This window comes from Martinezella hainanensis (assembly GCF_900094555.1).
GTDB lineage: Bacteria > Pseudomonadota > Alphaproteobacteria > Rhizobiales > Rhizobiaceae > Rhizobium > Rhizobium hainanense.
Genome location: NZ_FMAC01000008.1, coordinates 27,485 through 52,167, shown reverse-complemented (window position 1 = coordinate 52,167; position 24,683 = coordinate 27,485). Strand labels below are relative to the sequence as shown.

Genomic DNA, 24,683 nt, shown 5'->3' with positions numbered 1-24,683 from the left:
TGATGTCTTATGCCGTCAAGAACCTGAGCCAGGGCAATCGCGAGCTGATCGCCTTCCGCATCGGCGATCAGGAATTCTGCGTCGACATCATGTCGGTTCGCGAAATCCGTGGGTGGACCCCGGCAACGGCCATGCCGCATGCGCCGGGCTACATGCTCGGCGTCATCAATCTGCGTGGCGCGGTGCTGCCGATCATCGATCTCTCGGCCCGGCTCGGCATGAAGCGGGCGGAACCGACGGCGCGGCATGTGATCATCGTTGCGCAGATCAACCGCAAGGTGGTCGGTCTCCTGGTCGATGCGGTTTCGGACATTCTGACGATCACGGATGACAGCATCCAGCCGACGCCGGAAGTCTCCTCCGATCACGAGCGGCAGTTTGCTCGCGGCATTGTGTCGATCGATCGCCGCATGATTTGCCTGATCGAGCTGGAAGCCCTGTTCCCTGAAAGCGAAAGCGAGGCTGCATGAGCGGGATGGGAGCGATAGATTTCAAGGCCTCTCCTGACGAGGTGTTGGCGAGCGGCGAATATCCGCTGACGCGGCGCGACCTCTCGGAAATCGCCGCCATGATCTATGCGGATGCGGGTATTTCGTTGAACGAAAGCAAGGCGTCGTTGGTCTATTCCAGGCTGTCGAAGCACATCCGCGCGCTGGGCCTTTCCGGCTTTCGTGATTACTGCGCGCTGGTTTCCTCGCCAGCGGGAAGTGCGGCGCGGCGCGAGATGCTGTCGCATCTGACGACGAATTTCACACGCTTCTTCCGCGAAAACCACCATTTCGATCATCTGCGCGACGAGGTTCTGCCGGGTCTTCTGGCGCGCGCCAAGGCCGGCGGCCGGGTTCGCATCTGGTCGGCCGCCTGTTCCGACGGGCAGGAGCCCTATTCGATCGCGCTGACCGTGCTGTCCTTGATGCCGAATGTCGCCGATCTCGACTTCAAGATCCTGGCGACCGACATCGATCCCAAGATCCTGGGGCTCGCCCGAGCCGGCGCCTATGACGAGAACTCGCTTGAAACCATCTCGCCCGCCATGCGCAAGCAATGGTTCCAGGACGTCAATGTCCAGGGCCGCCGCAAATTCCAGATCGACGATCGCGTCAAGCGCCTCATCACCTTCAACGAGCTGAACCTGCTCGGGCAATGGCCCTTCAAGGGCTTGTTCGACGTCATCTTCTGCCGCAACGTCGTCATCTATTTCGACGAGCCGACACAGACCAAGATCTGGACGCGCTTTGCCGGCCAGCTCCACGATCACGGCCACCTCTATATCGGCCACTCCGAGCGGGTCGCCGGTGAGGCAAAGCACGTCTTCGACAATATCGGTATCACCACCTATCGCTATCTCGGCAAGAATGCGGGGAGAAAACCATGAGCACCGCTGCCCGCGTTCTCGTCGTCGACGACTCTCCGACCATGCGCGGCTTGATCACCGCCGTCTTGCGTGCCGATCCCGAGGTCGATGTCATTGGTCAGGCGGGTGACGCTATGGAAGCGCGCGCCGCGATCAAGGCGCTCAATCCCGATGTCGTCACCCTCGATATCGAGATGCCGAACATGAACGGCCTCGAATTCCTGGAAAAGATCATGACGCTCAGGCCCATGCCCGTCATCATGGTCTCCACGATGACGCATCGCGGCGCCGACGCGACGCTTGCCGCACTTGAGATCGGAGCGTTCGACTGCGTCGGAAAGCCTTCGCCGGGCGAGCCGCATCCCTTCGGCGACTTGGCGGACAAAGTGAAGGCCGCAGCCCGCTCGCAGCGGCAATATGTGAAGCCCGCCGCCCAGCGCGTGCCGCCGCCGGCTGTCGCCGACTTCCGTGTTGGTCGCAAGATCGTCGCCATCGGCTCGTCTACCGGCGGCGTCGAGGCGTTGATCAACGTGCTGCAGAAGTTTCCGGCCAATTGCCCGCCGACCGTCATCACACAGCATATGCCGCCGACCTTCACCCGCAGCTTTGCCGAGCGGCTGAACCGCCTCTGCGCGCCGGTCGTCCAGGAGGCGACCGATGGCGCGCGGCTGGAAATCGGCAAGATCTATCTGGCGCCGGGCGGCGAAAGGCACCTTAGGGTCGCCAATGCCTCCGCGCCCCATTGCCGTCTGGTGGACGGCGGGCCGGTGAACGGCCATCGCCCTTCCGTCGACGTGCTCTTTGATTCGGTTGCCGAACTGGCAGGCCGCAATGCCGTCGGCGTAATCCTGACCGGTATGGGGCGCGACGGCGCCGCTGGTCTCCTCAAGATGCGCCACGCCGGTGCGCGCACCATCGGCCAGAACGAGAAGACCTGCGTGGTCTACGGCATGCCGAGGGTCGCCCACGAACTTGGCGCCGTCGAACAACAGTTTCCGCTGAACGCCATTGGCGAGGAAATTTTGAAAATCACAGCCGCCCGAAAGGAAGGGAGCGAATAATGTCTCTAGCGGAGAAAATCAAAGTTCTGATCGTCGACGATCAGGTCACCAGTCGCCTTCTGTTGAGTGATGCTCTGACGCAGCTCGGCTTCAAGCAGATCACGGCTGCCGGCGACGGCGAGCAGGGGATGAAGATCATGGAGCAGCAGCCCCATCATCTGGTCATCTCCGACTTCAACATGCCGAAAATGGACGGGCTTGGTCTCCTGCAGGCCGTCCGGACAAATCCGACCACGAAGAAGGCGGCCTTCATCATCCTGACGGCGCAGGGTGATCGCGCGCTGGTCCAGAAGGCGGCGCAGCTCGGAGCCAACAACGTGCTCGCCAAGCCCTTCACCATCGAAAAGATGAAAGCTGCCATCGAGGCCGTCTTCGGAGCTCTAAAATGATCGTCGAGGGTGCTGCCCGTCGCGTGCATATTATTCAGGGCGAGTACAAGGTCATCAGCGATCCCGACGTGGTGCTGACGACCATTCTCGGCTCTTGCGTGGCGGCTTGCCTGCGCGATCCCATTGCCGGCGTTGGCGGGATGAACCATTTTCTCCTCCCGGGAATGGCGAACTCGCCGATGAGCGGTGGCGATGCGACGCGTTACGGCGTGCACCTGATGGAACTTCTGATCAACGGTCTCCTGAAGAAGGGCGCAAGGCGCGACCGGCTGGAGGCGAAAGTCTTCGGCGGCGCCAAGACGATTGCGACCTTCTCCAATGTCGGCGAGCAGAACGCGATCTTCGCCATGCAATTTCTAAAAGACGAAGGCATCCCAGTCGTCAGCTCCAGCACGGGCGGCGAGCATGGGCGCAAGATCGAATATTGGCCGATCTCCGGAAGGGCCAGGCAATACCCGCTGACCGGCGCTGAGACGCAGAAGACCGTGGCGCTGGAACAGCGTCCGGTTGTTGCCCCCAAGCCGGTAGACAACACGATCGAATTTTTCTGATCAACGAGGCAAGCGCATGACCCCCTTCCAGCGCGTTGAGACGACCGCCATCGAGGAGACGCTTCCGGCTATCCTTTTGCGCATCGTTTCCGAATTGCATGATGTCGCCTATCTGATCGAACGTATCGAGCCCCAGCTGCTCGACATCAGTGATGCCAACATATTGGCCTCGCCGGAGGCCATGAAGGTGGTCCAGGGCATCGATCTTGCCGTGCAGAAGACGCGCGGCATCGCCGAATTTATCGACACGATTGCCGGCACCATGCCCGAGGGCTGGACGGTGGACCTTGCGACGGCGCTGAGCCTTGTCAAGCTAACGGAGATGCAAAGGGCGCTTGGCGGCGGCGGTTTTCACACGCATTCCCAGCCCATAGCAAAGGCGGCCGGAGACTTTGATTTCTTCTGACCGCGCGGTCAGCAATAGATACTGTTTTTCTTATATAATCTCCTTCGTTTCTTCCCGGCTTTTTCCTGGCCTTTCTGGCCGGACGAAACGCTCGCACAAGTTTCGGTTTCTATTTTCGCCGCATAGCACAAAGCCATCAGGTCTTTGACGAATCGTGCGAGAACAGAATGAATCTGTTAAATCAATTAGTTCCCCTACTTCGGAATCTTCAGAATCTCGGGAGAACGCGGCTGATGATCCTGGGGGGCGTGGGCGCCGTGTCCATGCTGCTGATCCTTTTTGCAGCCCTCTACGTCAATAAGCCCGCACAGGAGACACTGTATGTCGGCCTGGATGCGACGGATCTCAACCAGATCAGCATCGCGCTCGCAGAAGCCAAGATCAATTTTCAGGTCGGCACGGATGGCACCAGCCTGACCGTTCCGGCAGGCATGACCGGCAAGGCCCGTGCGCTTCTTGCCGAGCGCGGCCTGCCCACCAGCGGCAAGGCCGGTTATGAGCTCTTCGACAATGTCGGTTCGCTCGGTCTGACGTCCTTCATGCAGGAAGTCACCCGCGTCCGCGCTCTCGAGGGCGAAATCAGCCGCACCATCACCTCGATCGCCGGCATCAGTGCTGCACGCGTTCACATCGTCATGCAGGATGTCGGCAACTTCCGGAAGGCGGATCAGAAGCCGACGGCATCCGTCATGATCCGCGCAAGCGCCGAAGCTGCGCGCAAATCGGCTTCTGCCATCCGCCACCTCGTCGCCTCCGCCGTTCCCGGCCTGGAGGTCGATGATGTTACGATTCTCGACTCGACCGGTCAGTTGCTTGCATCGGGCGACGATCCCGGCAACGGCGCTCTCAGCCGCAACCTCGGCATCGTGCAGAACGTGCAGAGCGAAGTCGAATCCAATATCGACAAGGCTCTCGCGCCTTTCCTCGGCATGGACAATTTCCGCTCCAGCGTGACGGCGCAGTTGAACACCGACAGCCAGCAGGTGCAGGAAACCACATACGATCCAGACTCGAAGGTCGAGCGCTCCGTCCGCACCGTGAAGGAAGCGCAGAAGTCGCAGCAGAGCCAGCCCGATAGCGCCGCGACCGTGGAGCAGAACATTCCGCAAGCCGCTCCGCAGTCCGGCGGCAATACGCCGACGTCGAACGATCAGTCCGACAAGCGCGAAGAGCAGACCAACTACGAAATCAACAGCAAGACGACCGCGACGACCCGCAACAGCTACAAGATCGAAAAGCTGTCCGTCGCCGTGGTGGTCAACAGGGGCCGCATTGCCCAGATGGTCGGCCAGGGCGCGGATCAGGCGAAGGTCGACGCCTATGTCGCCGAAATGCAGAAGATCGTCGCAACGGCGGCAGGCGTCGATCCGGCCCGCGGCGACATCGTCACCGTCAATGCCATGGACTTCCTCGACAACCAGCTGCTTGAGGACACGTCTTCCGGCTTCAGCATCACCGATATGCTGAGCCGCAACATGGCCGGCATCATCAACTCGCTCGCCTTCGTTGCGGTCGCCTTCCTGATCGTCTGGATGGGCTTCCGTCCGCTGATCCGCTCACTCGGTGGTTCGTCCAACAGTACGGCGCTTCCGGAAGCGGCAGGCCTGGAACTGCCGGATTTTGCCCCGGCGGTGGGCGGCCCCGGCGCGGCGCTGATGGACGGCTTCGGCTCGGACTTCGGCTTCGACAGCACCGACGACTTGCTGACGATGGGCGACGACGGCGGCACCTTCAACCGCCGCGTCAAGGAAGGGCCGGAGCGCCGCCTGTCCCGCATGGTGGAAATCAGCGAAGAGCGCGCCGCCAAGATCCTCAGAAAATGGGCCGTCGATCAGGCAGCCTGACAAAAGGACCGGGAAATTTCCCGGTCCTTTTTTTGTCTAGGGGTGGCATTTGAGCTTGCCTCATTGTCGATACCACCTGTGATCAATTAGTCGCTGCCGAATGAATTGACGTGTTCGTAAGATGGAATTTCAATGGATATACGGTTGCTGGGTATAAAGAATCGACTTACAAATACTTTATCTATTGCGTAATAACCGTGTATTCCGAGCGAATCGGCCATCGTTTTCCGCGTTTCGCATGTTTAAGTTCGTAGATTCCGGAGCGGGAAAAATTAGTTCATGGTTCGTGGATCTTGCTTGCGGCAATGTATGCCGGCGCGATCGCGGATGTTGAATTCAGGGATGAGATATTTGCCCATCCGCCCGAATCCACCGGGATATGTTTGTGTCGCGATAGAGAAAGATCCGGCTTCGATGCCTCGTCGAGTTTCGTTATCGGTTCTCTGAGGTGAAGGGATTGGGTTCTGACGGAACAATGCTCTCGTTGACGACCGATCGTCAAACAGTGGCAGGAAATGCAAGTATGGACATGCAGATATCGCAGTTGAGCAAAGGCGATAGGGATGCGCGATTGATCGTGTCCGCCGGAGCCATGTCGCGCGAGCAGCTCATTCTGCAGCTGAATGCCGTTTCTGGTCCTGCCTATCTGCAAGCCGGTCTAAATGCCCTGACGAGTTATGCCGGCGCCTCCCACTATCTTCTTGTCAGGTCCGATCTCGTCCAGGAAAGCGGCCTCGATTTCGTGATTTCCTCCGATTGGCCCTTCGATCTCGTCCGGCGCCTGGCGACGGAGCTGGCGAGTGGTTACGGCCGTATCGGCGAGCTGGAAAAGTGCATGGCGCTATTTCAGCCGAGCCTGGCACTGCTTCCCGATGATGTCTCGCTGCCTGACGGTGTGGGCCGGCAATATCATGCGTTGACGTTCAATGTCGGTCGCACCCGCTTCTCCTTGTTGCTGCTGGCGAGTGAAGCGGCGGTGCTTCTGCCCGAGCGATTGAGGGATGTCGGCCTCTTGGCCGGCTATCTCGCCAGCTCCACGCGCTGCTTCGAGGGCAAGCTGGAGCGTGATTTCGATCTGACCGAGCGTGAGCTGGAATGCCTGTTCTGGATCGCGGAAGGCAAGACGAGCGACGAGATCGCGATGATTCTCGGGATCTCGCGCAACACCATTAACAACTATATCACCAGCGTCATGCGCAAGACCGCCACCAAGACCCGCTCGGAGGCCATCGCCTTTGCAGTGCGCAACAACCTCGTTTAAGGGCCGACCGGATGCGCTATCAGTCTGACAGGACGACGGATATGCCGGGCGAATCACGGCTTACCCGTTCCGGTCGAATCTCCGGCCGCTCCGATCTGTTTCCGAAGCTGGTGTCGATGCAAAAGCTGATCGATGCGCAGCATTTTGCTGTTTATCGCCTTCATGGCTCCGGCCTGCCGCACAAGCAGCGCCTGGTATGCGAGCTCGATAATTGGGGCTCGGCCAACTCGGTCGTCGGCAAATCCTTCGTTGAGGCCTATGGCGAAGCGCTGATCGAGCATATCGACAAATCGCTGCTGCCGCTGATGTGGAACGGGCGCGACAGCGACAGCACCGCCGAGACACCGGATTTTGCCGCCTTCACGCAGCGCCTGAAGCCGCACCTCCTGCCTTTTGCCGGCGCCGCCTTTCCGGTGCGGCTGGGCGCCGTCGGCAACGGCTATACCGTCTTCACCGCCAAGTTCATGGATCTTGCGAGCGATATGATCGTCGAGCTGCACGGCCGTAGCTGCCAGATCATGATGGAGCTCCTGTCACTGGATGAGCGTCGGTCCCAGGCAGCCGAAGCGCTGAGCGAGCGCGAAATCGCCTGCCTGCAGCTTGCCGGCGACGGGCGCATCAGCGAGGAGATTGCCGAGAAGCTGGGTTTGTCGGTGCATACCGTCAATGCCTATCTTGGATCGGCAACGATCAAGCTCGACAGCGTCAACCGCATCCAGGCCATCGCAAAGGCGATCCGCTTCGGCTACATAAGCTGAGATGGCTGCGTCTTGGGGCACTGCCGCAGAATGAATAGAGCGGCGGTCCGGATTCTGCCGGATGCACGCCGCTCTCGCGAATCACTTCACCGATTTTTTGAAAGAAGAATCCCTTAGAACGCGTGTGCGACCTCGCCGCGGACGACGTAGCGCGCATCCCTTAGGCTGCGGGCGAGCAGGGCCGTGTTCTCGTCGGGATCGACGGAAGCCTTGTCGAAGGCAATGTGGTTGATCTCGATGCCTGCATGGTGTTCCGCCAGCGCAAGCTTGGCATAGATGGTAACGCCGCGCGGCTTGATCTCCAGATCGAGCGTCACTTCCGCCGGCCCGCCCCAATCAAGCTTGTAGTCACCGCCAAGCCCGAAATTGACCACGCCGGGAAGAAAATACAGCTCGGCCGCCGAAGCGACGAGGTCGGCAAGATTGCCATATCGTTCGAAGCGCAGCAGCGAGATCAGGTCGGCGGCATCCAGGAGGCGCAGTTCGCTTGCGACCGGGCTGATGGCTTCGGCTAGTATTTGTTCACGCTGGGCAGAGTAGGGGCATTTTTTCATTTGGTTTATCGTACCCGTTTTCTATTCGACTGCGCGGCATAGATCCGATGGATGAGTTCTGCGACAGCCTTGTAAAATACTGACGGTATGACGCTATCAACCGAGACTTGCGCAAACATGGAGCGCGCGAGCGGCGGGTCTTCGAAAACGGGAATATTGTTGGCCTCGGCTATCTCCCTGATTTTCAAAGCAATCAGATCCTGGCCTTTGGCGACGACGACAGGCGCGTCGTTTTCCTCGCGCACATACCGCAGCGCGACGGCGAAGTGAGTCGGGTTGGCGATGACGAGGGTGGCGCGCGGCACCTGCTTCATCATGCGGCGACGGGCACGGTCGCGCGCGATCGAGCGCTGGCGAGACTTGACGATCGGGTCGCCCTGCGACTGCTTGTGCTCGTCCTTGATCTCCTGTTTCGTCATCTTCAATTGGTCGAACCAGTGGTGCCGGCTCCACAACAGGTCGGCAACGCCGACGACGATGGTCGCCATCAGCACGATGATCAGGATGCGCTGAACGATCGTCGACAGCCGCACGAAGATGGTCTGCGGGTCGGACACCATCGAATCCATCGCGTGGAAATACTGACTGCGCAGCACAAAAAACATGACGATGCCGACAAGCACGATTTTTGCGAGGGACTTGCCGAATTCCACCATGCCGGTCGCGCTGAAGATGCGCTTGAAACCGGACATGGGCGATATGCGCGAAAATTGCGGGCGGATACGTTCCAGAACGGGTGTCGGCAGGTTCTGGAACATCGAGGCGCCGATGCCGAAGGTGAAGAAGAGCACCACGGCCGGCAGCACCATGTTGCCGACTTCCCAGCCGATGCGCGTAAACAGCGAGATGGCGTCTGGGCCTGTCTCCAGTTGCCATTGATCCGGCTTTTCGAAGAGATCGCGCAGAACTTCGCCCATGCGGCCCATGCGTTCGGGCAGGAAGAAGGTGACGTAGATGACAGTCGCGAGCATGGAAGCAAAAAGCGTCGCTTCCCTGGAGTGAGGGACATTGCCCTTCTCGATCGTATCGCGGAGTTTTTTCTCCGTCGGTTTTTCTGTTTTACTGTCCTTGTCTTCGTCAGCCAAAGAAGCCGCCCTTTGCGAAACGGAAAGAGGCCGCGCTTCATGCGCGGCCCATAGCTTGTCAGTCTATGACGTTTTAGCTGAGTCGCGCCGCGCTTATGCGGCTTCTTCCACAGGCGTATTTTCCTTGGCCTTGAGCTCGATCTGACCGGAGTTGGCGAGACGGATGGCCTCCTGGGCGATGGCGCGCCGGGCAATCGCGATTTCGCGCGGATTGATGCCGGTATTGCCCATCTGCAGGTCGGATTCGATCATGCGGCGCTGACGCGGGCTGATCGAGGACAGCACGATCTCGCGAATCTCGTTGCCGGATCCCCGCAGAGCCATCGTCAGGATGTCGGCGGCGATGTCGTTGAGCAGCAGGACGCGGCTCGGCTGCGGCATACGGGTGAGATCGTCGAAGAGGAAGATCTTCGGGCGAACCTTCTCGACCGATTCCTTGTTGATCGTCTCGAGCGAGCTCAGCAGCGTATCGACCACCGGCTTGTCGAGTTCGTTCATCAGGTCGGCGACCTTCGTGGAACCGGAAGCGTTGCGTTCGGCGTCGATCTCGGCCATTAGCCCGAGCACGCGATTCTCGATGATCTGTGCTGCCTTGGGGCTGACGTCCTTGATGTTGACCGTTCGGTTCATGATGTCGGCGCGCTGGGCTTCGGGAAGCTGCAGCAGGACCTTCGCGCCGAAGGCCGAAGGCATCATGGACAGGACATAGGCAATCGTCTGCGGATGCTCGCGCAGGAAGAACTTGGCGACGAAAACCGGATCGGCTTCGCCCAGGCGATCCCAGATGGATGTCTCATAGGCCTGGAAGGCGGTGCGGCGGCCGAGCAGGCTGTCGACCTCGTCGGGCGTCAGGCCTTCCTCGAGAATGCTCTCGATGGCCTTGGCGTTATCCATGAGGCCGGCGCCCTCGGTGAAGAGGTCTTCGAATTCCGCCACGAGCTGCGCCAGTTCGTCCGGCGGAATGAGCCGCAGCGATTGCGCCGAGGCGATAATCATCTGCAGCTCGTTCTGCGTGAAGTATTTCAGCAGCCGTCCCGCCACTTGTTTTCCCATGGCGAGGAGGACGGCGGCTGCCTTTTCAGTCTGAGATAACGGTTTCTCGGCAATCGCGCCGCTGAAATCGTCAAAGTCCATCATGGTCTTCGTCTCCGTCCCGCAAGGGGCGTGGGCTCATCCTGAGCCGGGTTCAGCTTTTCTTCGTGTTGTAGATTTCAATGAGCTTGATGCCGAATCTGGTATCATCATGTTCCAGAACGGTAATCTCGCCCCGGCCGATCTTGCGGCCGTTCACGGTAATTTCGACCGGTTCGCCGATCTTCTTGTCGAGTGCGATGATTGCGCCCTCGGCCAGGTTCATCAGGCCGGACACCTGCATGCGGCTGCTGCCGAGCACGATCTGGACGTCGATCGGAATATCCATGATCAGATCGAGATTGGAGGTCAGCGCGCTGCCGGGGGCAGCCGGTGCCGTGGAAACGCCACCGAACTCGCCGTCATCGAAGGCCGAAGCGGAATTGTCGTCGCCGAAATCGCCGAAGGTCGAAAGATCCGTGCCTGTTTGCCCGCCGAATGCATCGGCGTCGAAGTCAGGCAGACCGCCTTCGTTATCCTTCTTCAGGACGCCGCGCAGACCATCGATGGCCTCGTCCAAGGCGGCGTCGCTGTTTGAAATGTCCAGCGATTCCTCGCTGCTTTGCTGTGTCGTCTTCGTAGCCATGAAATCACTATTCCAGTTGAAACTTGCCTCAAGCTGCCGTGTGCGGGATCACGCGCCAGCCGATCAATTCATCAAGTGTCTGAGAAGCTCGTCGTCGGAATTGACATTGTCCTTGACGCGCACCGTATAATTTTCGCCAGAGCGGCCGAATTCGCAGATGTAAAGGTCTTTGCTGTTGGCGCTGACTTCGACGCGGACGTCGCCGGTGTCCATGAAGGGAATGATATCGCCGACCGCGAGCTTGGAAATGGTGTCGAGCGTCAGCGATTCGAGCCGGATTCGTGCCTCAAGCGTCACCTGCGAGCGGCGTACCTGTTCGCTGAGCTGTTCCGACCATGCCTGGGAGGCAGCCGTTGGATTCTTGGCGCGGGGGGCGCTGACGACGGTGCGTAGCAAATCGCGTTGCGGCGCGATGATGATGATCTGGGAAAGCGATTTGCCGAGCGAGATCGTCATTGTGATCGCGGCGGCGAAGTCATTGCCTTCATCGCCGATAGCCGCCGGTCGGCTCTCGATATTGTAGGGCGGGTCGAGATAGGGTTCGAAGCCGCCGGATGCATTGACCGCCGAGCGAAGCACCTTGGCGATCTTTTCGAACACCATGACCGAGAGATCGAGTTCGATCACCGAAAGCGGCCGCGCGACGGCTGCTTCCATGTCTTCTGCGCGTGCACCCAGCATATGCTCCATCAGCGTCATGATGAAGCCGGCACCGCAGCCAAGGATGAAATTCGGTGCCCAGTTGCGCAGCGAACCGTTGACCAGAGCATGACTGCCGCCAAGCCCGGCAATCAGCTCGTTCATCGAGCCGGATTGACAGCCGGCATAGGCGATGTTGATGTCCAGGCCCGTTTCGCTCTTGATGATGTCGGGCAGGAATTCGGCATAGACCTGGGCGAAGGCGGTGCCGAGTTTCGCAAGCGTCGCCTGATCGCCGAGATTGCCAGTGAGCTTGGCAAAAAGGGTCCGGTCCATCGTCTGTGTCGTATGCGCGGATTGCTGGCTCATGATCGTCAGGCTGCCTTGCTTTCACCGCCGGGGTTCATCATTTCCTGCTCGACGGCATCGATCGACGGACGCTCGTAGGAGGAGATGGTCTTGCGGCCGTATTCGAGTGCGACCTGCGGCACCGATCCGTTCATATAGGCAAGCAGCGTCTGCTTCACGATGACATAGAGGCGGTGCTGCTTGTTGCGCACCACCTTGATCTGGGAGACCAGCGGCGCGCAGACGGAATAGGACAGGATGATACCGAGGAAGGTGCCGACCAGTGCCGAGCCGATGAGGTGGCCGAGCACTTCGGGTGATTCGTTGATGTGGCTCATCGCTTTGATGACGCCGAGAACGGCAGCGACGATACCGATCGCCGGGAACGAATCGCCCATGATCGTGATCGCGTGATAAGGCTTCATCTTGTCGTGCTGCATGGTCTCGAGCTCCTCGTCCATCAGCGCCTCGATCTCGTGCGAGCGGGCGTTGCCGATGATGATGAGACGGACATAGTCGCAGATGAAAGCCGTCAGGTCCTTGTTCTTCAGAACCGTCGGAGCGGCCTTGAAGATCGTCGATTCATCCGGGTTGTCGATATGGGCTTCGATCTCGTTGCGCGACTTGGTGCGCAGGTCGCGCATCAGGGCGTAGAGCACACCGAGCGTGTCGAGATAGTCGCGCTCCTTCGGCACTTTGTGGCTGAAGGCTTCTCCGAGCGCCTTGCCCGAATCCTTCACGACCTTCATCGGATTGGCCATGATGAAGCCGCCGATGCCGGCGCCCGCGATAATGACAAATTCGAAGGGCTGGAACAGCGCGCCTACGTCTCCGCCCATAGCCATGAAGCTGCCTATGATGCAGCCGCAGGTCACTACAAATCCGATAATAATATTCATCGTCGGTCCACACCTGAACGTTGCTTCATATGATGAACTAGGGGACCTGCCTTGCGTGAGGCTGTTCGATGGGCGCTGAACGTCCTTTTTGCCTTGTCAGCTTCGCACAAGCCAAGCCCTGCAGGATGGCGGGTAAGGGCATCCATGCCCCGCTAACGAAATGTAGGAGCGCCGGCGGCGTTTCCTTTCCCGTTATTCTCCAATGTCCGGAGGGCGTTGAAAATGCAGTCTGGTATCTATGTGGCGCTGTCGTCCCAGATGGCGCTTGAGCGGCGTTTGACCACGATCGCCGATAATCTGGCCAACGTGAACACCACGGGTTTCCGCGGCACCGAGGTCAAGTTCGATCAGGTTCTCAGCAATACCCAAAACAAACTCAACGCCAAGGTCGCCTTCGTCTCGCAGGGCAACGACTACCTCTCCACGGACAACGGCGAACTTCAGAACACCGGCAATCTCTTCGATTTCGCCGTCAAGGGTGACGCCTATTTCGGCATGAACACGCCGGCAGGCCTGGTGCTGAGCCGCGATGGCCGCTTTACCATGACCGAAAGCGGCGCGCTGGTTTCCACCCGCGGCTTCCCGGTCCTCGATCCTGGCGGTGCGCCGATCCAGCTCGATCCCGCCGGCGGTCCGCCGAGCGTCGCGTCGAACGGTACGATCACGCAGAACGGCCGCCGCATGGGCCAGATCGGCCTCTATAGCGCCGATGTCAGCAAGGGCTTCCTGCGCTACGAAAACAGCGGCATCCTGCCGACCGATACGCCACAGGCGGTGATCGATCGCTCGAATATCGGCATCGCCCAAGGCTATCTCGAAAACTCCAACGTCAACGGCATGCGGGAAATGACCAATCTGATCGAGGTCAGCCGCGCCTTCGATAACATCAGCACGCTCACCGGCAGCAGTGAAGGCACGCTTACCGACGCCATCAAGACCCTCGGCGGCAGCCAGTAAAGAGACTGATGATGGTCGAGGATCGGTTGCCGGAAGGCGCACTGTCGCCGAAGCTTTCGCATATGGCCGTTCTGGCCGGCCAGTATGCGATGGCGGAGAATGCCGTGGCCCATGGTGGCCATGTGCGCACCATCGCCGCCGGGCATTATACGGTTGCCGGCCTGTCCAGGCAGGTGCGCCTCGGCGATTTCGTCGCGCATCGGTCGGCAACGGGCGTTCACCTCGGCGAGGTCGTCCGCGTCGAGCCGGAACTCACCTATGTCTGTCCGATCGAACCGGGCGAACCAATCGGCATCCAGGATACCATCATCCGCAAGGGCGCCTTCCGCATCGCGCCCGATGACAGCTGGTGCGGCCGCACGATCAACTCGCTCGGCGAGCCGATCGACGGACTGGGACCGCTGACAGCCGGTCTCGAAGCCCGCTCGATCTCCAACACCGCACCGCCGTCGATGACCCGCAAGCGTGTCGAGACCGGGTTCAAGACCGGTGTCCGTGCCATCGATATCTTCTCGCCGCTCTGCCTTGGTCAGCGCCTCGGCATCTTTGCCGGTTCCGGCGTCGGAAAATCGACGCTGCTGTCGATGCTGGCGCGGGCCGATGCCTTCGACAAGGTGGTGATCGCCCTCGTCGGCGAACGCGGCCGCGAAGTGCGCGAATTCATCGAGGATACGCTCGGCTCTCACATGCGGAAATCGGTAGCCGTGGTCGCGACGAGCGACGAGAGCCCGATGCTGCGCAAGATGGCGCCGCTTTCGGCCATCACGATCGCCGAGCATTTTCGAGACAGGGGTGACAACGTTCTCCTGATCGTCGACAGCGTCACCCGTTTCGCGCATGCCATCCGCGAAGTGGCGACCGCCTCCGGCGAGCCGCCGATCGCGCGCGGATATCCGGCGTCCGTCTTCACCGAACTGCCGCGCCTTCTCGAGCGCGCCGGCCCAGGGCCGGAAGGCACCGGTACGATCACCGCCATCATCTCCATCCTGGTGGACGGCGACAATCACAACGACCCGATCGCTGATTCCACCCGTGGCATTCTCGATGGCCACATCGTCCTGCAGCGCAGTCTTGCCGAAGAAGGGCGCTACCCGCCGATCGATCCGCTCGCATCCGTCTCCCGTCTGGCGCGAAAGGCCTGGACGTCGGATCAGGAGAAGCTGGTCTCGCGTCTGAAGGCGCTGGTGCACCGCTACGAAGAGACGCGCGACCTGCGCCTGATCGGCGGCTACCGCCAGGGCAGCGACGCCGATCTCGATATCGCCGTGCGCCAGGTGCCGATCATCTACGACATACTGAAGCAGACGCCGGGCGAGGAGCCTTCGGCGGATGCCTTCACCGATCTTGCGACGGCCCTCAGAAACGCTTCGAGCGGTGTCCCCGCCAGAGCCAAGTGATGGTCGCGCGCAGCACTATCTCGACTTTTCCTTGTCCGCAGCCTGCCGGATATCGCCGAATGTCATGCCGAAAAAGGGGCCAGAAGTGAAAGAATCCGACGCAGACGAACCGGTCGCCCCGCCGAAATCGGCGAGAAGGCGAACCGTTACGGACAAGGCTTTGGCCTTCACGGGACTGGCGCTTGCCGGTGCCTCTGCCTTCTTCCCCTGGTACGTCTTTCTGAACCCGGACAAGTTCGGCATTCAGGTGGCCGAAGGCGATCGCAGCCGCGATTTGCCGAACTGGCCTGGCCGTACCATCGTCAGCGTATCGCCGCTCGCCATGGTCAACAAGAATCCCGCCGAGCCGAAGGATTTCATTCCCGATCCGCTGACGACGGCGACGGTCAGCAACGCCGGTCGCGAAGACGACAAGGGGCCTTCCGCCGATCAGCAGCCGTTCCCGGGCAAGTCCGCGTTTCAACTGCTGCATGTCGCCAATGGCCGCGCGCTGATCGAGGATGATACCGGCATGTATGTCGTGCGTGTCGGATCGCTTCTGCCCGACAACAGCCGGTTGGCTTCGATCGAACAGCGAGAGGGAAAATGGGTCATCGTCACCTCGGCGGGCGATGTCTACGGCAACAATTGAAGAAAACCCGGAATCGCCTGGATTTCAGGCACTTCGAAGACTTTACAGGAACGCATTTCTCGCAAGTCCCACGCAAGATTATCCCGCTAGATTCCCAGTGTAAGAACGGAGAGAAGCCCATGCAACCCATTCAGCTCTTTGACCTGGCCTCGCGGCAAGCCGAGTGGCTCCAGGTGCGTCAGGAGGTTGTTGCCGGCAATATCGCCAATGCCAATACGCCGAAGTTTCGCGCCAAGGATGTCACGCCGTTTCAGGCCGTTCTGGACAACCAGAATGCCAGCATGGCCCGGACCAATCCCGCGCATCTTTCGGGCAGCGAATTCAGTACGAGCGGCAACGTCAACGTCGAGGACGCGTCGCTCAACCAGGAAATTGGTGTCCAGGAGTCGGGTAACACCGTCGGTCTGGAAGACGAGCTCGCGAAGGCCGGTGAAATCAAGCGCCAGTACAGCTTGAACACCGCTCTCGTGGGCTCCTTTCATCGCATGATGTTGATGACCGTAAAACAATAGATGAAGTGAAGATGTCATGGACCCCTTATCAGCCGCATTGAAGATTGCGGGCTCCGGCCTGGAGGCTCAATCGACACGTCTGCGTGTCGTCTCCGAAAATATCGCCAACGCCCGTTCGACGGGTGATACGCCCGGTGCCGATCCCTATCGGCGCAAGACGGTAACGTTCGGTGCCGAAATGGACCGCGCCAATGGCGTAACCACGGTCGGCGTCAAGAAGCTCGGCGAAGACACGGGCAAATTCGTCGAAGAATACGATCCCAGTAATCCGGCTGCCGACCAGAAGGGCTACGTCAAGATGCCCAACGTCAACATTCTGGTCGAGATGGCCGACATGCGCGAAGCCAACCGTTCATACGAGGCCAATCTGCAGACGGTCAGACAGGCCCGTGATCTCATCTCTTCCACTATTGATCTGCTGAAGAACCAATGATCGACTCGGTTAAGAATGTAGCCTCTCTCTCGGCGACGCGCGGCCTTAGCAGCATCGCCACGGATCTGACCTCAGCCGCGTCCAGCGCAATGGACGCCTCACCGGCGGTCGCCGCGGGAGCGGACGCCGGAATGAGCTTCGCGTCGGTCATGTCGAATGTCGCAAAAGACTCGATCAATTCGCTGAAGGATGCCGAAAACGCTTCCTTCGCCGGCATCAAGGGCACGATGAGCACACGCGAAGTCGTCGACAAGGTCATGCAGGCCGATCAGACCCTGCAGACCGCGATTGCACTGCGCGACAAGGTCGTCTCGGCCTTTCTCGATATTACAAAGATGCAGATCTAGCGCGGGGTTGCCCGCTCTAATTACTTGATTTGGCGTGAGTTGTTCGCAGGCCGCTTCGCGGTTTCGAAGGTCCCGCCCTGGCTCGAAGGACGAAAGCATGAGAGCGCTCGCAATTGCTGCGACGGGCATGGACGCCCAGCAGACCAATCTCGAAGTGATCGCGAACAACATCGCGAACATCAATACGACGGGTTACAAGCGCTCGCGCGCCGAATTCTCCGACCTTCTCTATCAGACCGAACGCGCCAAGGGCATCGCCAACAGGCCGAACCAGGCGGTCGTGCCGGAAGGCGCCAATATCGGCCTCGGCGTGCAGACCGTTGCGGTGCGCAACATCCAGGTCCAGGGCGAGCTGTCGCAGACCCAGAATGAGCTCGACGTCGCTCTCGTCGGTCGCGGCTGGTTCCAGATTCAGATGCCCGACGGCACGACCGCATACACGCGCGCCGGCTCCTTCAACAAGAGCGACACCGGCCAGATCGTCACGCCCGATGGCAACGTGTTGGAGCCGGGTATCACGATCCCGAACAATGCGAGCAGCCTCGCCATCAGCCAGTCCGGCCAGGTGACGGCGATCATCGGCACAGCGACAACGCCGACGGTACTCGGCCAGCTGCAGATCGCCAATTTCGTCAATGAAGCCGGCTTGCAGCCGATGGGCAGCAACCTCTTCACGCAGACGCCGGCCTCGGGCGATCCCGTCGTCTCCGATCCGAACCAGAACGGCTTCGCCTATCTGAAGCAGAACTATCTGGAATCGTCGAATGTCGATCCGGTCAAGGAAATCACCGATCTGATCACCGCGCAGCGCGCCTACGAGATGAATTCGAAGGTCATCACGACGGCCGACGAAATGGCGCAGATCGTCAGCAAGAACCTGAAGTAGCAAGAGGGACGGGCCGAACATGAGGTTTCGCCGGATGAAAAGCTTGGCAATGGCATGGTTCGCCGCAGCGAGCCTCTCCGTCGTATTCGCGTCAGCTGCTCCGGTCGGCGCAATGAGCGCCGACGGCCCAAGCCTCGGAACCGCCGTGGTGCCGACCGAGACGATCTATCCGGGCGATATCATCAGCAGCGGTCAGCTCGAAGAGGTCGAGGTCACCAACCCAAACCTGAGTGGCGATTACGCCAAGCGGCTTCGCGAGGTCACGGGCTTGGTGTCGAAGCGCACACTTCTTCCCGGCCGAACCATCTCCATCTCGGCGCTGCGCCAGCCCTATGCGGTGACGCGCGGCTCCAATGTCCGTCTGGTGATGAGCATGGGCAGCATGACGATCACGGCAGCCGGCACGCCGCTCGATGATGGCGCCGTCGGCGATAACGTCCGTGCCCGCAATATGGACTCCGGCATCATCGTCAACGGCACGGTCCTGCAAAACGGTACGATCCGCGTGGTTGCGAAATGAAACGGCTTCGTCAATTTCTAGCAGTTCTATTCGCATTGCCGAGCCTGATCGTCGCGGATCCGGCTCTCGCAATGCAATCGCGCATCAAGGATATTGCGTCGCTGCAATCCGGCCGCGACAACCAGCTGATCGGCTACGGTCTGATCGTCGGTCTTCAGGGGACCGGCGACGGTCTGCGTTCCTCGCCCTTCACCGAACAGTCCATGCGCGCGATGTTGCAGAACCTCGGCATCTCGACGCAGGGCGGCCAGTCCGCCGCGAAGAATACGGCCGCCGTCATGGTGACGGCGAACCTGCCGCCCTTTGCAAGCCCCGGCAGCCGCATCGATGTGACGGTCAGCTCGCTCGGCGATGCGACGTCGCTGCGCGGCGGTACGCTGATCATGACCTCGCTGAGCGGTGCTGATGGACAGATTTACGCTGTGGCACAGGGCTCCGTGATCGTATCGGGCTTCCAGGCGCAGGGTGCGGCCGCCACGGTGACCGAAGGTGTGACAACGGCCGGCCGCGTGCCCGGCGGCGCCATCATCGAACGTGAGCTGCCCTCGCGCTTCAAGGATTCCGTCAATCTGGTCCTGCAGCTGCGCAATCCGGACTTCTCCACCTCGATCCGTATCGCCGACACGGTCAATACCTGGGCGACCTCGCGTTTCGGCGCGCCGATCGCCGAAGCCAAGGATTCGCAGGAGGTGACGATCGCCAAGCCGAAGATGGCGGACCTGACGCGGCTGATGGCCGATATCGAAAATCTCAACGTCCAGACCGACACGCCGGCCAAGGTTGTCATCAACGAGCGCACCGGAACGATCGTCATCGGCGCCGATGTCCGCGTCTCGCCAGTCGCCGTCAGCTATGGAACGCTGACCGTGCAGGTCAGCGAAAACCCGCAGGTTATCCAGCCGGAACCCTTCTCGGACGGCCAGACGGCGATCCAGGACCAGACGGATATCACCGCCACCAAAAGCGGCGGCCGTGTGGCGGTGCTGGAAGGGCCTGACCTGAAAACGCTGGTCTCGGGTCTCAACAATATAGGCGTCAAGCCGGACGGCATCATCGCCATCCTGCAAGGCATCAAGTCGGCCGGCGCCCTGCAAGCGGAGCTCGTGCTGCAATGATCTTGAACGCCATCGCCAGAAAATTGCTGATCACCTGCAGTCTTACGGCAGGCGCCATGCTGCTGTCGCTGGGTACGGCGGCGGCGCAGGAGGCGCCGAAGCCGGCTACCGATCCGGCGTCCAGCCAGGATGAGATCCGTCAGTTCTGCACCAATATCGCCGATCCGGCCCGCGATCAGCGCTATCTGCTGCAGAAGCAGGAACTGGAAAAACTTCAGGCCGATGTCGATCAGCGCATCGCCACCATGGACAAGCGCAAGGCCGAATATGAGGACTGGCTGAAACGCCGCGACGACTTCCTCAAGACGGCCGATCTCGGTCTGGTCGATATCTACAAGAACATGAAGCCGGATGCCGCTGCCGCCAGTCTCAACGATGTGAGGACTGTCATCGCAGCGGCCATCATCATGAAGCTCTCCGCGCGTCAATCGAGCCTGATCCTCGCGGAAATGGATGCGAAGAAGGCGGCCGTCATCACCAATATCATCGCTAGCGCATCCGACCCGAATACATCGAAGTCGAAGGACCCCTCATGAACACGCGTCTTACGGCCGCCTGCGCAATCGTCGTCTTTCTCGCCGGTTGCCAGTCGCAGGCCCTCAAGGAAATCGGCAGGGCGCCTGCCATGAGTCCGATCGGCAGCGGTCTGCAATATGCGCAGACGCCGCAGATGTCGCAGTATCCGAAGCGGCCGCACCAGGTCGCACAGGGCTATTCGCTCTGGAATGATTCGCAGGCCGCCCTTTTCAAGGACGCGCGCGCGCTCAATGTCGGCGATATCCTGACGGTGACGATCAAGATCGACGATAAGGCGAATTGGGACAACGAGACCAATCGCAATCGCACGAACAAGAGCGATATGAACTGGAACATTACCGCCAAGATTTTCGGCTGGCAGCCCAGCACCAATGCCGATGCGACTTCGGGCTCCGACACCAGCACCGACGCCAAGGGTAAGATGCAGCGCTCCGAGCAGATCAATCTTCTGGTCGCAGCTGTCGTGACCGGCATTCTCGAAAACGGCAACCTGATGATCAGCGGCTCGCAGGAAGTGCGCATGAACCAGGAAATCCGTATTCTCAACGTCGCGGGCATCGTCAGGCCGCAGGACGTTACCTCGGATAATACGATCTCCTACGACAAGATCGCCGAGGCGCGCATCTCCTATGGCGGCCGCGGTCGCCTGACGGAAATACAGCAGCCGCCGAGGGGACAGCAGGCTGTCGACCTGCTCTCGCCGCTCTGATTTGACAGTGGACGGATACTGATATGGCAGCAGCCGCAGACGAATCGGCAAAGGGCAAGGGATCGCCGTTGATCATGATGATCGTCGGGCTACTGGTGCTGACCGTGCTGGGCGGTGGCGGCGGCTGGATGTTGGGAACGATGGTCGCGCCGCGGATCAAGACGGCCACGGCCGCAGTCCAGGCGACTGCGAAGGCCGGCGGTGACAGCAAGCAGGCAGCTGCTGCCGCCCAGGCAAACGGCATCATCGCGCTCGATCCGATCACCACCAATCTCGCCTATCCCGCGCAGAGCTGGATCAGGCTGGAGCTTGCGCTTGCTTTCAAGGGACCGCCGGACGCCCAGCTCGCCCAGGCGATCCATCAGGATATCCTTGCCTACATCCGCACGGTTTCCTTGCAGCAGATCGAAGGTGCACGCGGCCTGCAATATCTTCGGGATGACATCCAGGAGCGTGTTGACCTGCGCTCGGAAGGACGGGTATCGAAAGTTATGTTCAGAACTTTCGTGATCGAATGAGTCGATTAGCACTTGCCCTGTCTATATTCGTCATTGCTGCATTGTCGCCTGAGCTGGCGGCGGCGCAGCAATTGTCGCAGCAGCTTCCGACCGATCTTCTGAACGCGCCGGTCAACGGTTCGGTTGCCGCCTGGATCATCCGTACCTTCGGGCTTTTGACGATCCTTTCGATCGCGCCCGGCATCCTGATCATGGTGACGAGCTTTCCGCGCTTCATCATCGCCTTTTCGATCCTGCGCACTGGCATGGGCCTTGCGACGACGCCGTCGAACATGATCCTGCTCAGCCTTGCTCTTTTCATGACCTTCTACGTCATGTCGCCGACCTTCGATCAGGCGTGGAAGGATGGCGTGCAGCCGCTGCTTGCCAATCAGATTTCGGAAGGGGATGCGGTGCAGCGCATTGCCGAGCCGTTCCGCACCTTCATGTCGAACAACACGCGGGACAAGGACCTGAAGCTTTTCGTCGATCTCGCCCAGGAACGCGGCCAGACGACCGTGGTTGACAACAAGATCGACTATCGTGTCCTCATCCCGGCCTTCATGATCTCGGAGATTCGCCGCGGATTCGAAATTGGCTTTCTCGTGGTGCTGCCATTCCTCGTGATCGACCTGATCGTGTCGACTATCGTCATGGCGATGGGCATGATGATGCTGCCGCCGACCTCGATCTCGCTGCCGTTCAAGATTCTCTTCTTCGTGCTGATCGACGGCTGGAATCTTTTGGTCGGCAGCCTGGTCCGCTCTTTCCACTGATACGATAAGCGGAAAGCGGTCATCGAAGCTGCTGCCTGATGACCGCTGTGCTTTACTCGGCCGCGATCGCCGCCGAGTTCTGGTCGTCTTCCATGAACGGTTCCGAACGCACCGGCAGTGCCGGCACGTCCATGTGGTCGGGTGCGAGCCCCTGCTTGGCCCGCGCCGCCATCATCTCGAAAGCCGTCTGCAGATGATGTGTGAAGCGCTCCGCATCGAAGAGCGGCTTGATGTAGCGATTGGCCGCCAGCGTTTGCTTGAATTGGGCGATACGCTCCGGCTGGCCGGCAAGCTGCACCGCCATGTCCTCGTAGGCCTTGACGTCGTCGGCCACCAGTTCTGGCAAGCCGATGGCATTCAGCAGGCTTTCGCTGACGCGCGAGGCGAAATTGGTGCCCTTGATGGTGAGAACCGGCAGGCCGCCCCAAAGCTGTTCCGACGTCGTCGTATGGCCGTTGACCGGGAAGGTGTCGAGGCCGAGATCGGCAAGCTGCTGGCGGTCTATATGGTCCTCGTAGCGGATGCGGGTGGTAAAGACGACCCGCTTGCGGTTGACGCCGCGGGCTTCTAGGCGCGACCAGATATTGGCTTCCGCGCGCGGGCCGTTGCATAGGAGCCAGAGCACGCTGTTCTTGCTGCGCTTGAGGATATTACACCAGACGTCGACCATCTGTGGCGTGATCTTGCGGTTGCCGTTGAAGGACGCGTAGACGAACGCGTCTTCGGGTAGCCCGTGCTCCGCGCGCGTTGTCGGCCGCGCCTTCGGGCGGTTGAGCGGATCGTTCGGCTGGTAGCATTCCGGCAGGCGGCAATATTTTTCGTAGAAATGCGCCTTCGACTGATCCGGCAGGACGTAATGGTCGCCGATGATGTAATCGAGGTCGATGTTGACGGTTGTGCCGGGAAAGCCCAGCCAGGCAACGTGGATCGGAGCTGGCATGTAGTTGAGGATGAAAGCGCGGCTTCCCTTGGTATGCCCCTTGAGATCGACGAGGATGTCGATTCCTCGGGCGCGGATCGCTTCCGCCGCAGCCTGGTTGGAAAGACCGCGAATGTCGACCGTCGTCCCCAGTGCCGAATAGTCGAAGGCCTCCTCCTTCTGGTGAGCCGCCTCAGAGTGATCGAAAAGGGTGATTTCGAACCGATCCTTGTCGTGCAGTTCGAGAACGCGCTGCATCAGCTTCATCGTCGCATGCCCCGGCCAGAAGTCGGAGGAGAGATAGCCGATGCGGATCTTGCTGCCCCATGTGTGCGGCAGCTTGCGGCGGGCTTCTGCATGCCCCGCCGGCAATGGATCGGTGTCGTGGACCACGAGCTTGTTGAGCGCCTCGTCGCCGCACCAATGGAGATGGAAGAAGGGGTTGTCGGGAATGACATGCTCGAGCTTGCCTTGCGCAAGCGATGTCGTGACCGGGGCCATATGTTTTTCGACGGCCGCCAGATCGGATACCTCGCGTGCGAAGATCAGGTAGAGAGCGCGGAAAATGACATGGTCGGGATGCTTCTTGAACAGCGTCGTGACGATGTGCCGGTTGCTTTCGTCATTGAGATCGTCGGTCAGCAGTCTTGCGGCCATCTGGCGATGCTTGAGTTCCGGTCCTTCGACGAGCACCGTCTTGAAACCGGTCAACAGGTCCTTTTGCTGACGGCCGAGGAAGATGCGGCTAAGGACGAAGGCAAGGTCCGGGTCCTTGAAAGCCAGAGGCAGGATCAGGCTTCCGATGGCGAGAGCCTGATCGTCGTTGCCGCAGTCGCCGTGCAGCAGCAGGGCCTCCCGAAGATAGTCGTCGCGCTGCGGCTTTTGCCGGCCGGCCAGCTCGTAGGCGCTCGCCGCATCCGATCGGAAACCGAGTTTCAGCAGCGTCTTTGCCAGGAGGGCATAGGTCTTGGGCGATCTGTCGACGTTCAGCAGCTCGTTCAGCGTTTCGAGTGCGCGCGTATATTGCCCCTTTTGGTAGAAGCCGGACGCTGTCACAAAGGCATTTTTCGTATTCACGAGCGAGAACTCCGAGCAATATGTTGACCGGCTCCCGCCGAAGGTCGAGGGCCGGCATCATGGATTCGCTTCATGATCCCTCACGGAGCTTGCCTGAAACCGAAGCACCGGTCGGAAATGCCTTTACGGATTCTTAGCCACGTTCCAGAGAGGCGGTGTCCCCCAGCCTCGGATTTAAGAAATTGGCAAGCAATGGGTGCGAACTTCCTCGCGACATGACGGGTTTGGTCCTCTAGGAAAATGGATCGAGGGGCATGAAGCTGCTCCGTCATCGCCGGTATTCCCAGTCCGGTATGTCCTCCTTTCGTATCCAGTTTCCAGGGGACACTCCTATGACCAGCATTATTACCAACAATTCCGCAATGGCCGCCCTCCAGACGCTGCAGAACATCAGCAGCAACCTGCAGGGCACGCAGAGCGCCGTATCTTCCGGCCTGCGCATCTCCAAGGCTTCCGACAACGCTGCTTACTGGTCGATCGCCACCAGCATGAAGTCCGACAACA

30 protein-coding genes are annotated in these 24,683 nt (G+C 60.2%); 23 read left to right on the top strand and 7 right to left on the bottom strand.

The genetic code is table 11. From position 1 onward, the window contains the following. Positions 1 to 2 precede the first annotated feature (2 nt). The 9 genes from GA0061100_RS23595 to visR all read left to right on the top strand — a co-directional run bounded on the left by GA0061100_RS23595 (position 3) and on the right by visR (position 7,624). Positions 3 to 470, top strand: coding sequence for a chemotaxis protein CheW (locus tag GA0061100_RS23595; RefSeq protein WP_075855222.1), 468 nt, complete (start codon positions 3 to 5; stop codon positions 468 to 470). Next, entirely contained in the window at positions 467 to 1,375 is a 909-nt protein-coding gene (gene cheR, locus GA0061100_RS23590; protein ID WP_075855221.1) for a protein-glutamate O-methyltransferase CheR, read from the top strand. Before GA0061100_RS23595 ends, cheR begins: the two co-directional genes overlap by 4 nt. Beyond that, positions 1,372 to 2,415, top strand: coding sequence for a protein-glutamate O-methylesterase CheB (gene cheB, locus GA0061100_RS23585; protein ID WP_075855219.1), 1,044 nt, complete (start codon positions 1,372 to 1,374; stop codon positions 2,413 to 2,415). The genes cheR and cheB overlap by 4 nt, the downstream gene beginning before the upstream one ends. Further along, positions 2,415 to 2,804, top strand: a complete 390-nt coding sequence (locus GA0061100_RS23580; protein ID WP_004128537.1) for a response regulator — start codon at positions 2,415 to 2,417, stop codon at positions 2,802 to 2,804. The genes cheB and GA0061100_RS23580 overlap by 1 nt, the downstream gene beginning before the upstream one ends. Beyond that, a complete protein-coding gene (gene cheD / locus GA0061100_RS23575) occupies positions 2,801 to 3,355 on the top strand; it encodes a chemoreceptor glutamine deamidase CheD (protein ID WP_075855217.1) in 555 nt (184 codons plus the stop codon). Before GA0061100_RS23580 ends, cheD begins: the two co-directional genes overlap by 4 nt. Before the next feature lie 16 nt (positions 3,356 to 3,371). After that, positions 3,372 to 3,761 carry a chemotaxis protein CheT gene (gene cheT, locus GA0061100_RS23570; RefSeq protein ID WP_075855216.1) on the top strand — a complete coding sequence of 130 codons (390 nt, stop codon included), beginning with the start codon at positions 3,372 to 3,374 and terminating at the stop codon, positions 3,759 to 3,761. Between the two features lie 167 nt (positions 3,762 to 3,928). Then, positions 3,929 to 5,605, top strand: coding sequence for a flagellar basal-body MS-ring/collar protein FliF (gene fliF, locus GA0061100_RS23565; protein WP_075855215.1), 1,677 nt, complete (start codon positions 3,929 to 3,931; stop codon positions 5,603 to 5,605). A gap of 523 nt (positions 5,606 to 6,128) precedes the next feature. Continuing rightward, positions 6,129 to 6,866: a transcriptional regulator VisN gene (gene visN, locus GA0061100_RS23560; RefSeq protein ID WP_075855213.1), complete on the top strand. Its 738-nt coding sequence runs from the start codon at positions 6,129 to 6,131 to the stop codon at positions 6,864 to 6,866. An 11-nt stretch (positions 6,867 to 6,877) separates the two neighbouring features. After that, positions 6,878 to 7,624, top strand: coding sequence for a transcriptional regulator VisR (gene visR / locus GA0061100_RS23555; RefSeq protein ID WP_075855211.1), 747 nt, complete (start codon positions 6,878 to 6,880; stop codon positions 7,622 to 7,624). A 113-nt stretch (positions 7,625 to 7,737) separates the two neighbouring features. Here the strand turns inward: visR and GA0061100_RS23550 are convergent, their stop codons facing one another. The 6 genes from GA0061100_RS23550 to motA all read right to left on the bottom strand — a co-directional run bounded on the left by GA0061100_RS23550 (position 7,738) and on the right by motA (position 12,866). Beyond that, the gene (locus GA0061100_RS23550) at positions 7,738 to 8,178 is read right to left on the bottom strand and encodes a hypothetical protein (protein ID WP_075855210.1); all 441 of its coding nucleotides are present in this window, start codon (positions 8,176 to 8,178) and stop codon (positions 7,738 to 7,740) included. A gap of 5 nt (positions 8,179 to 8,183) precedes the next feature. Further along, positions 8,184 to 9,263 carry a flagellar biosynthesis protein FlhB gene (gene flhB / locus GA0061100_RS23545; protein ID WP_075855208.1) on the bottom strand — a complete coding sequence of 360 codons (1,080 nt, stop codon included), beginning with the start codon at positions 9,261 to 9,263 and terminating at the stop codon, positions 8,184 to 8,186. Positions 9,264 to 9,356: 93 nt separating this feature from the next. Further along, positions 9,357 to 10,400 carry a flagellar motor switch protein FliG gene (gene fliG / locus GA0061100_RS23540; protein WP_075855206.1) on the bottom strand — a complete coding sequence of 348 codons (1,044 nt, stop codon included), beginning with the start codon at positions 10,398 to 10,400 and terminating at the stop codon, positions 9,357 to 9,359. A 49-nt stretch (positions 10,401 to 10,449) separates the two neighbouring features. Then, a complete protein-coding gene (gene fliN / locus GA0061100_RS23535; protein WP_075855204.1) occupies positions 10,450 to 10,980 on the bottom strand; it encodes a flagellar motor switch protein FliN in 531 nt (176 codons plus the stop codon). Between the two features lie 63 nt (positions 10,981 to 11,043). Next, positions 11,044 to 11,991: a FliM/FliN family flagellar motor switch protein gene (locus GA0061100_RS23530; RefSeq protein WP_425298707.1), complete on the bottom strand. Its 948-nt coding sequence runs from the start codon at positions 11,989 to 11,991 to the stop codon at positions 11,044 to 11,046. A gap of 2 nt (positions 11,992 to 11,993) precedes the next feature. Further along, positions 11,994 to 12,866, bottom strand: coding sequence for a flagellar motor stator protein MotA (gene motA, locus GA0061100_RS23525; RefSeq protein ID WP_075855201.1), 873 nt, complete (start codon positions 12,864 to 12,866; stop codon positions 11,994 to 11,996). A 222-nt stretch (positions 12,867 to 13,088) separates the two neighbouring features. On the opposite strand from motA, the gene flgF reads away from it, so the two are divergent. The 13 genes from flgF to fliP all read left to right on the top strand — a co-directional run bounded on the left by flgF (position 13,089) and on the right by fliP (position 22,183). Beyond that, positions 13,089 to 13,823: a flagellar basal-body rod protein FlgF gene (flgF, locus tag GA0061100_RS23520; RefSeq protein WP_075855200.1), complete on the top strand. Its 735-nt coding sequence runs from the start codon at positions 13,089 to 13,091 to the stop codon at positions 13,821 to 13,823. An 11-nt stretch (positions 13,824 to 13,834) separates the two neighbouring features. Beyond that, positions 13,835 to 15,220: a flagellar protein export ATPase FliI gene (fliI, locus tag GA0061100_RS23515; RefSeq protein ID WP_075855198.1), complete on the top strand. Its 1,386-nt coding sequence runs from the start codon at positions 13,835 to 13,837 to the stop codon at positions 15,218 to 15,220. Positions 15,221 to 15,305: 85 nt separating this feature from the next. Further along, positions 15,306 to 15,851: a flagellar protein gene (locus tag GA0061100_RS23510; RefSeq protein ID WP_075855478.1), complete on the top strand. Its 546-nt coding sequence runs from the start codon at positions 15,306 to 15,308 to the stop codon at positions 15,849 to 15,851. A 119-nt stretch (positions 15,852 to 15,970) separates the two neighbouring features. Then, positions 15,971 to 16,363 carry a flagellar basal body rod protein FlgB gene (gene flgB, locus GA0061100_RS23505; protein WP_075855197.1) on the top strand — a complete coding sequence of 131 codons (393 nt, stop codon included), beginning with the start codon at positions 15,971 to 15,973 and terminating at the stop codon, positions 16,361 to 16,363. 16 nt (positions 16,364 to 16,379) lie between these two features. Continuing rightward, on the top strand, positions 16,380 to 16,796 hold the full coding sequence (gene flgC, locus GA0061100_RS23500) for a flagellar basal body rod protein FlgC (protein ID WP_075855195.1): 417 nt from the start codon (positions 16,380 to 16,382) through the stop codon (positions 16,794 to 16,796). After that, the gene (fliE, locus tag GA0061100_RS23495) at positions 16,793 to 17,143 is read left to right on the top strand and encodes a flagellar hook-basal body complex protein FliE (RefSeq protein WP_075855194.1); all 351 of its coding nucleotides are present in this window, start codon (positions 16,793 to 16,795) and stop codon (positions 17,141 to 17,143) included. Before flgC ends, fliE begins: the two co-directional genes overlap by 4 nt. Positions 17,144 to 17,240: 97 nt before the next feature. Further along, positions 17,241 to 18,029, top strand: a complete 789-nt coding sequence (gene flgG, locus GA0061100_RS23490) for a flagellar basal-body rod protein FlgG (RefSeq protein ID WP_075855192.1) — start codon at positions 17,241 to 17,243, stop codon at positions 18,027 to 18,029. Positions 18,030 to 18,063: 34 nt separating this feature from the next. Then, entirely contained in the window at positions 18,064 to 18,549 is a 486-nt protein-coding gene (gene flgA, locus GA0061100_RS23485) for a flagellar basal body P-ring formation chaperone FlgA (RefSeq protein ID WP_425298702.1), read from the top strand. Beyond that, positions 18,546 to 19,664, top strand: a complete 1,119-nt coding sequence (locus GA0061100_RS23480) for a flagellar basal body P-ring protein FlgI (RefSeq protein WP_075855189.1) — start codon at positions 18,546 to 18,548, stop codon at positions 19,662 to 19,664. Before flgA ends, GA0061100_RS23480 begins: the two co-directional genes overlap by 4 nt. Beyond that, positions 19,661 to 20,200: a MotE family protein gene (locus tag GA0061100_RS23475; protein ID WP_075855188.1), complete on the top strand. Its 540-nt coding sequence runs from the start codon at positions 19,661 to 19,663 to the stop codon at positions 20,198 to 20,200. The genes GA0061100_RS23480 and GA0061100_RS23475 overlap by 4 nt, the downstream gene beginning before the upstream one ends. Continuing rightward, positions 20,197 to 20,910, top strand: a complete 714-nt coding sequence (flgH, locus tag GA0061100_RS23470) for a flagellar basal body L-ring protein FlgH (protein WP_075855186.1) — start codon at positions 20,197 to 20,199, stop codon at positions 20,908 to 20,910. The genes GA0061100_RS23475 and flgH overlap by 4 nt, the downstream gene beginning before the upstream one ends. Positions 20,911 to 20,933: 23 nt before the next feature. Beyond that, positions 20,934 to 21,428, top strand: a complete 495-nt coding sequence (locus tag GA0061100_RS23465; protein ID WP_075855185.1) for a flagellar basal body-associated FliL family protein — start codon at positions 20,934 to 20,936, stop codon at positions 21,426 to 21,428. Beyond that, positions 21,425 to 22,183, top strand: a complete 759-nt coding sequence (fliP, locus tag GA0061100_RS23460) for a flagellar type III secretion system pore protein FliP (protein WP_069611318.1) — start codon at positions 21,425 to 21,427, stop codon at positions 22,181 to 22,183. Before GA0061100_RS23465 ends, fliP begins: the two co-directional genes overlap by 4 nt. Positions 22,184 to 22,235: 52 nt before the next feature. Here the strand turns inward: fliP and GA0061100_RS23455 are convergent, their stop codons facing one another. After that, positions 22,236 to 24,179, bottom strand: a complete 1,944-nt coding sequence (locus GA0061100_RS23455) for an O-linked N-acetylglucosamine transferase, SPINDLY family protein (protein ID WP_075855183.1) — start codon at positions 24,177 to 24,179, stop codon at positions 22,236 to 22,238. 332 nt (positions 24,180 to 24,511) lie between these two features. Here GA0061100_RS23455 and GA0061100_RS23450 point away from each other — a divergent pair. Beyond that, positions 24,512 to 24,683, top strand: a 172-nt coding sequence (locus GA0061100_RS23450; protein WP_483237915.1) for a flagellin N-terminal helical domain-containing protein, incomplete at its 3' end; no start/stop codon positions are given.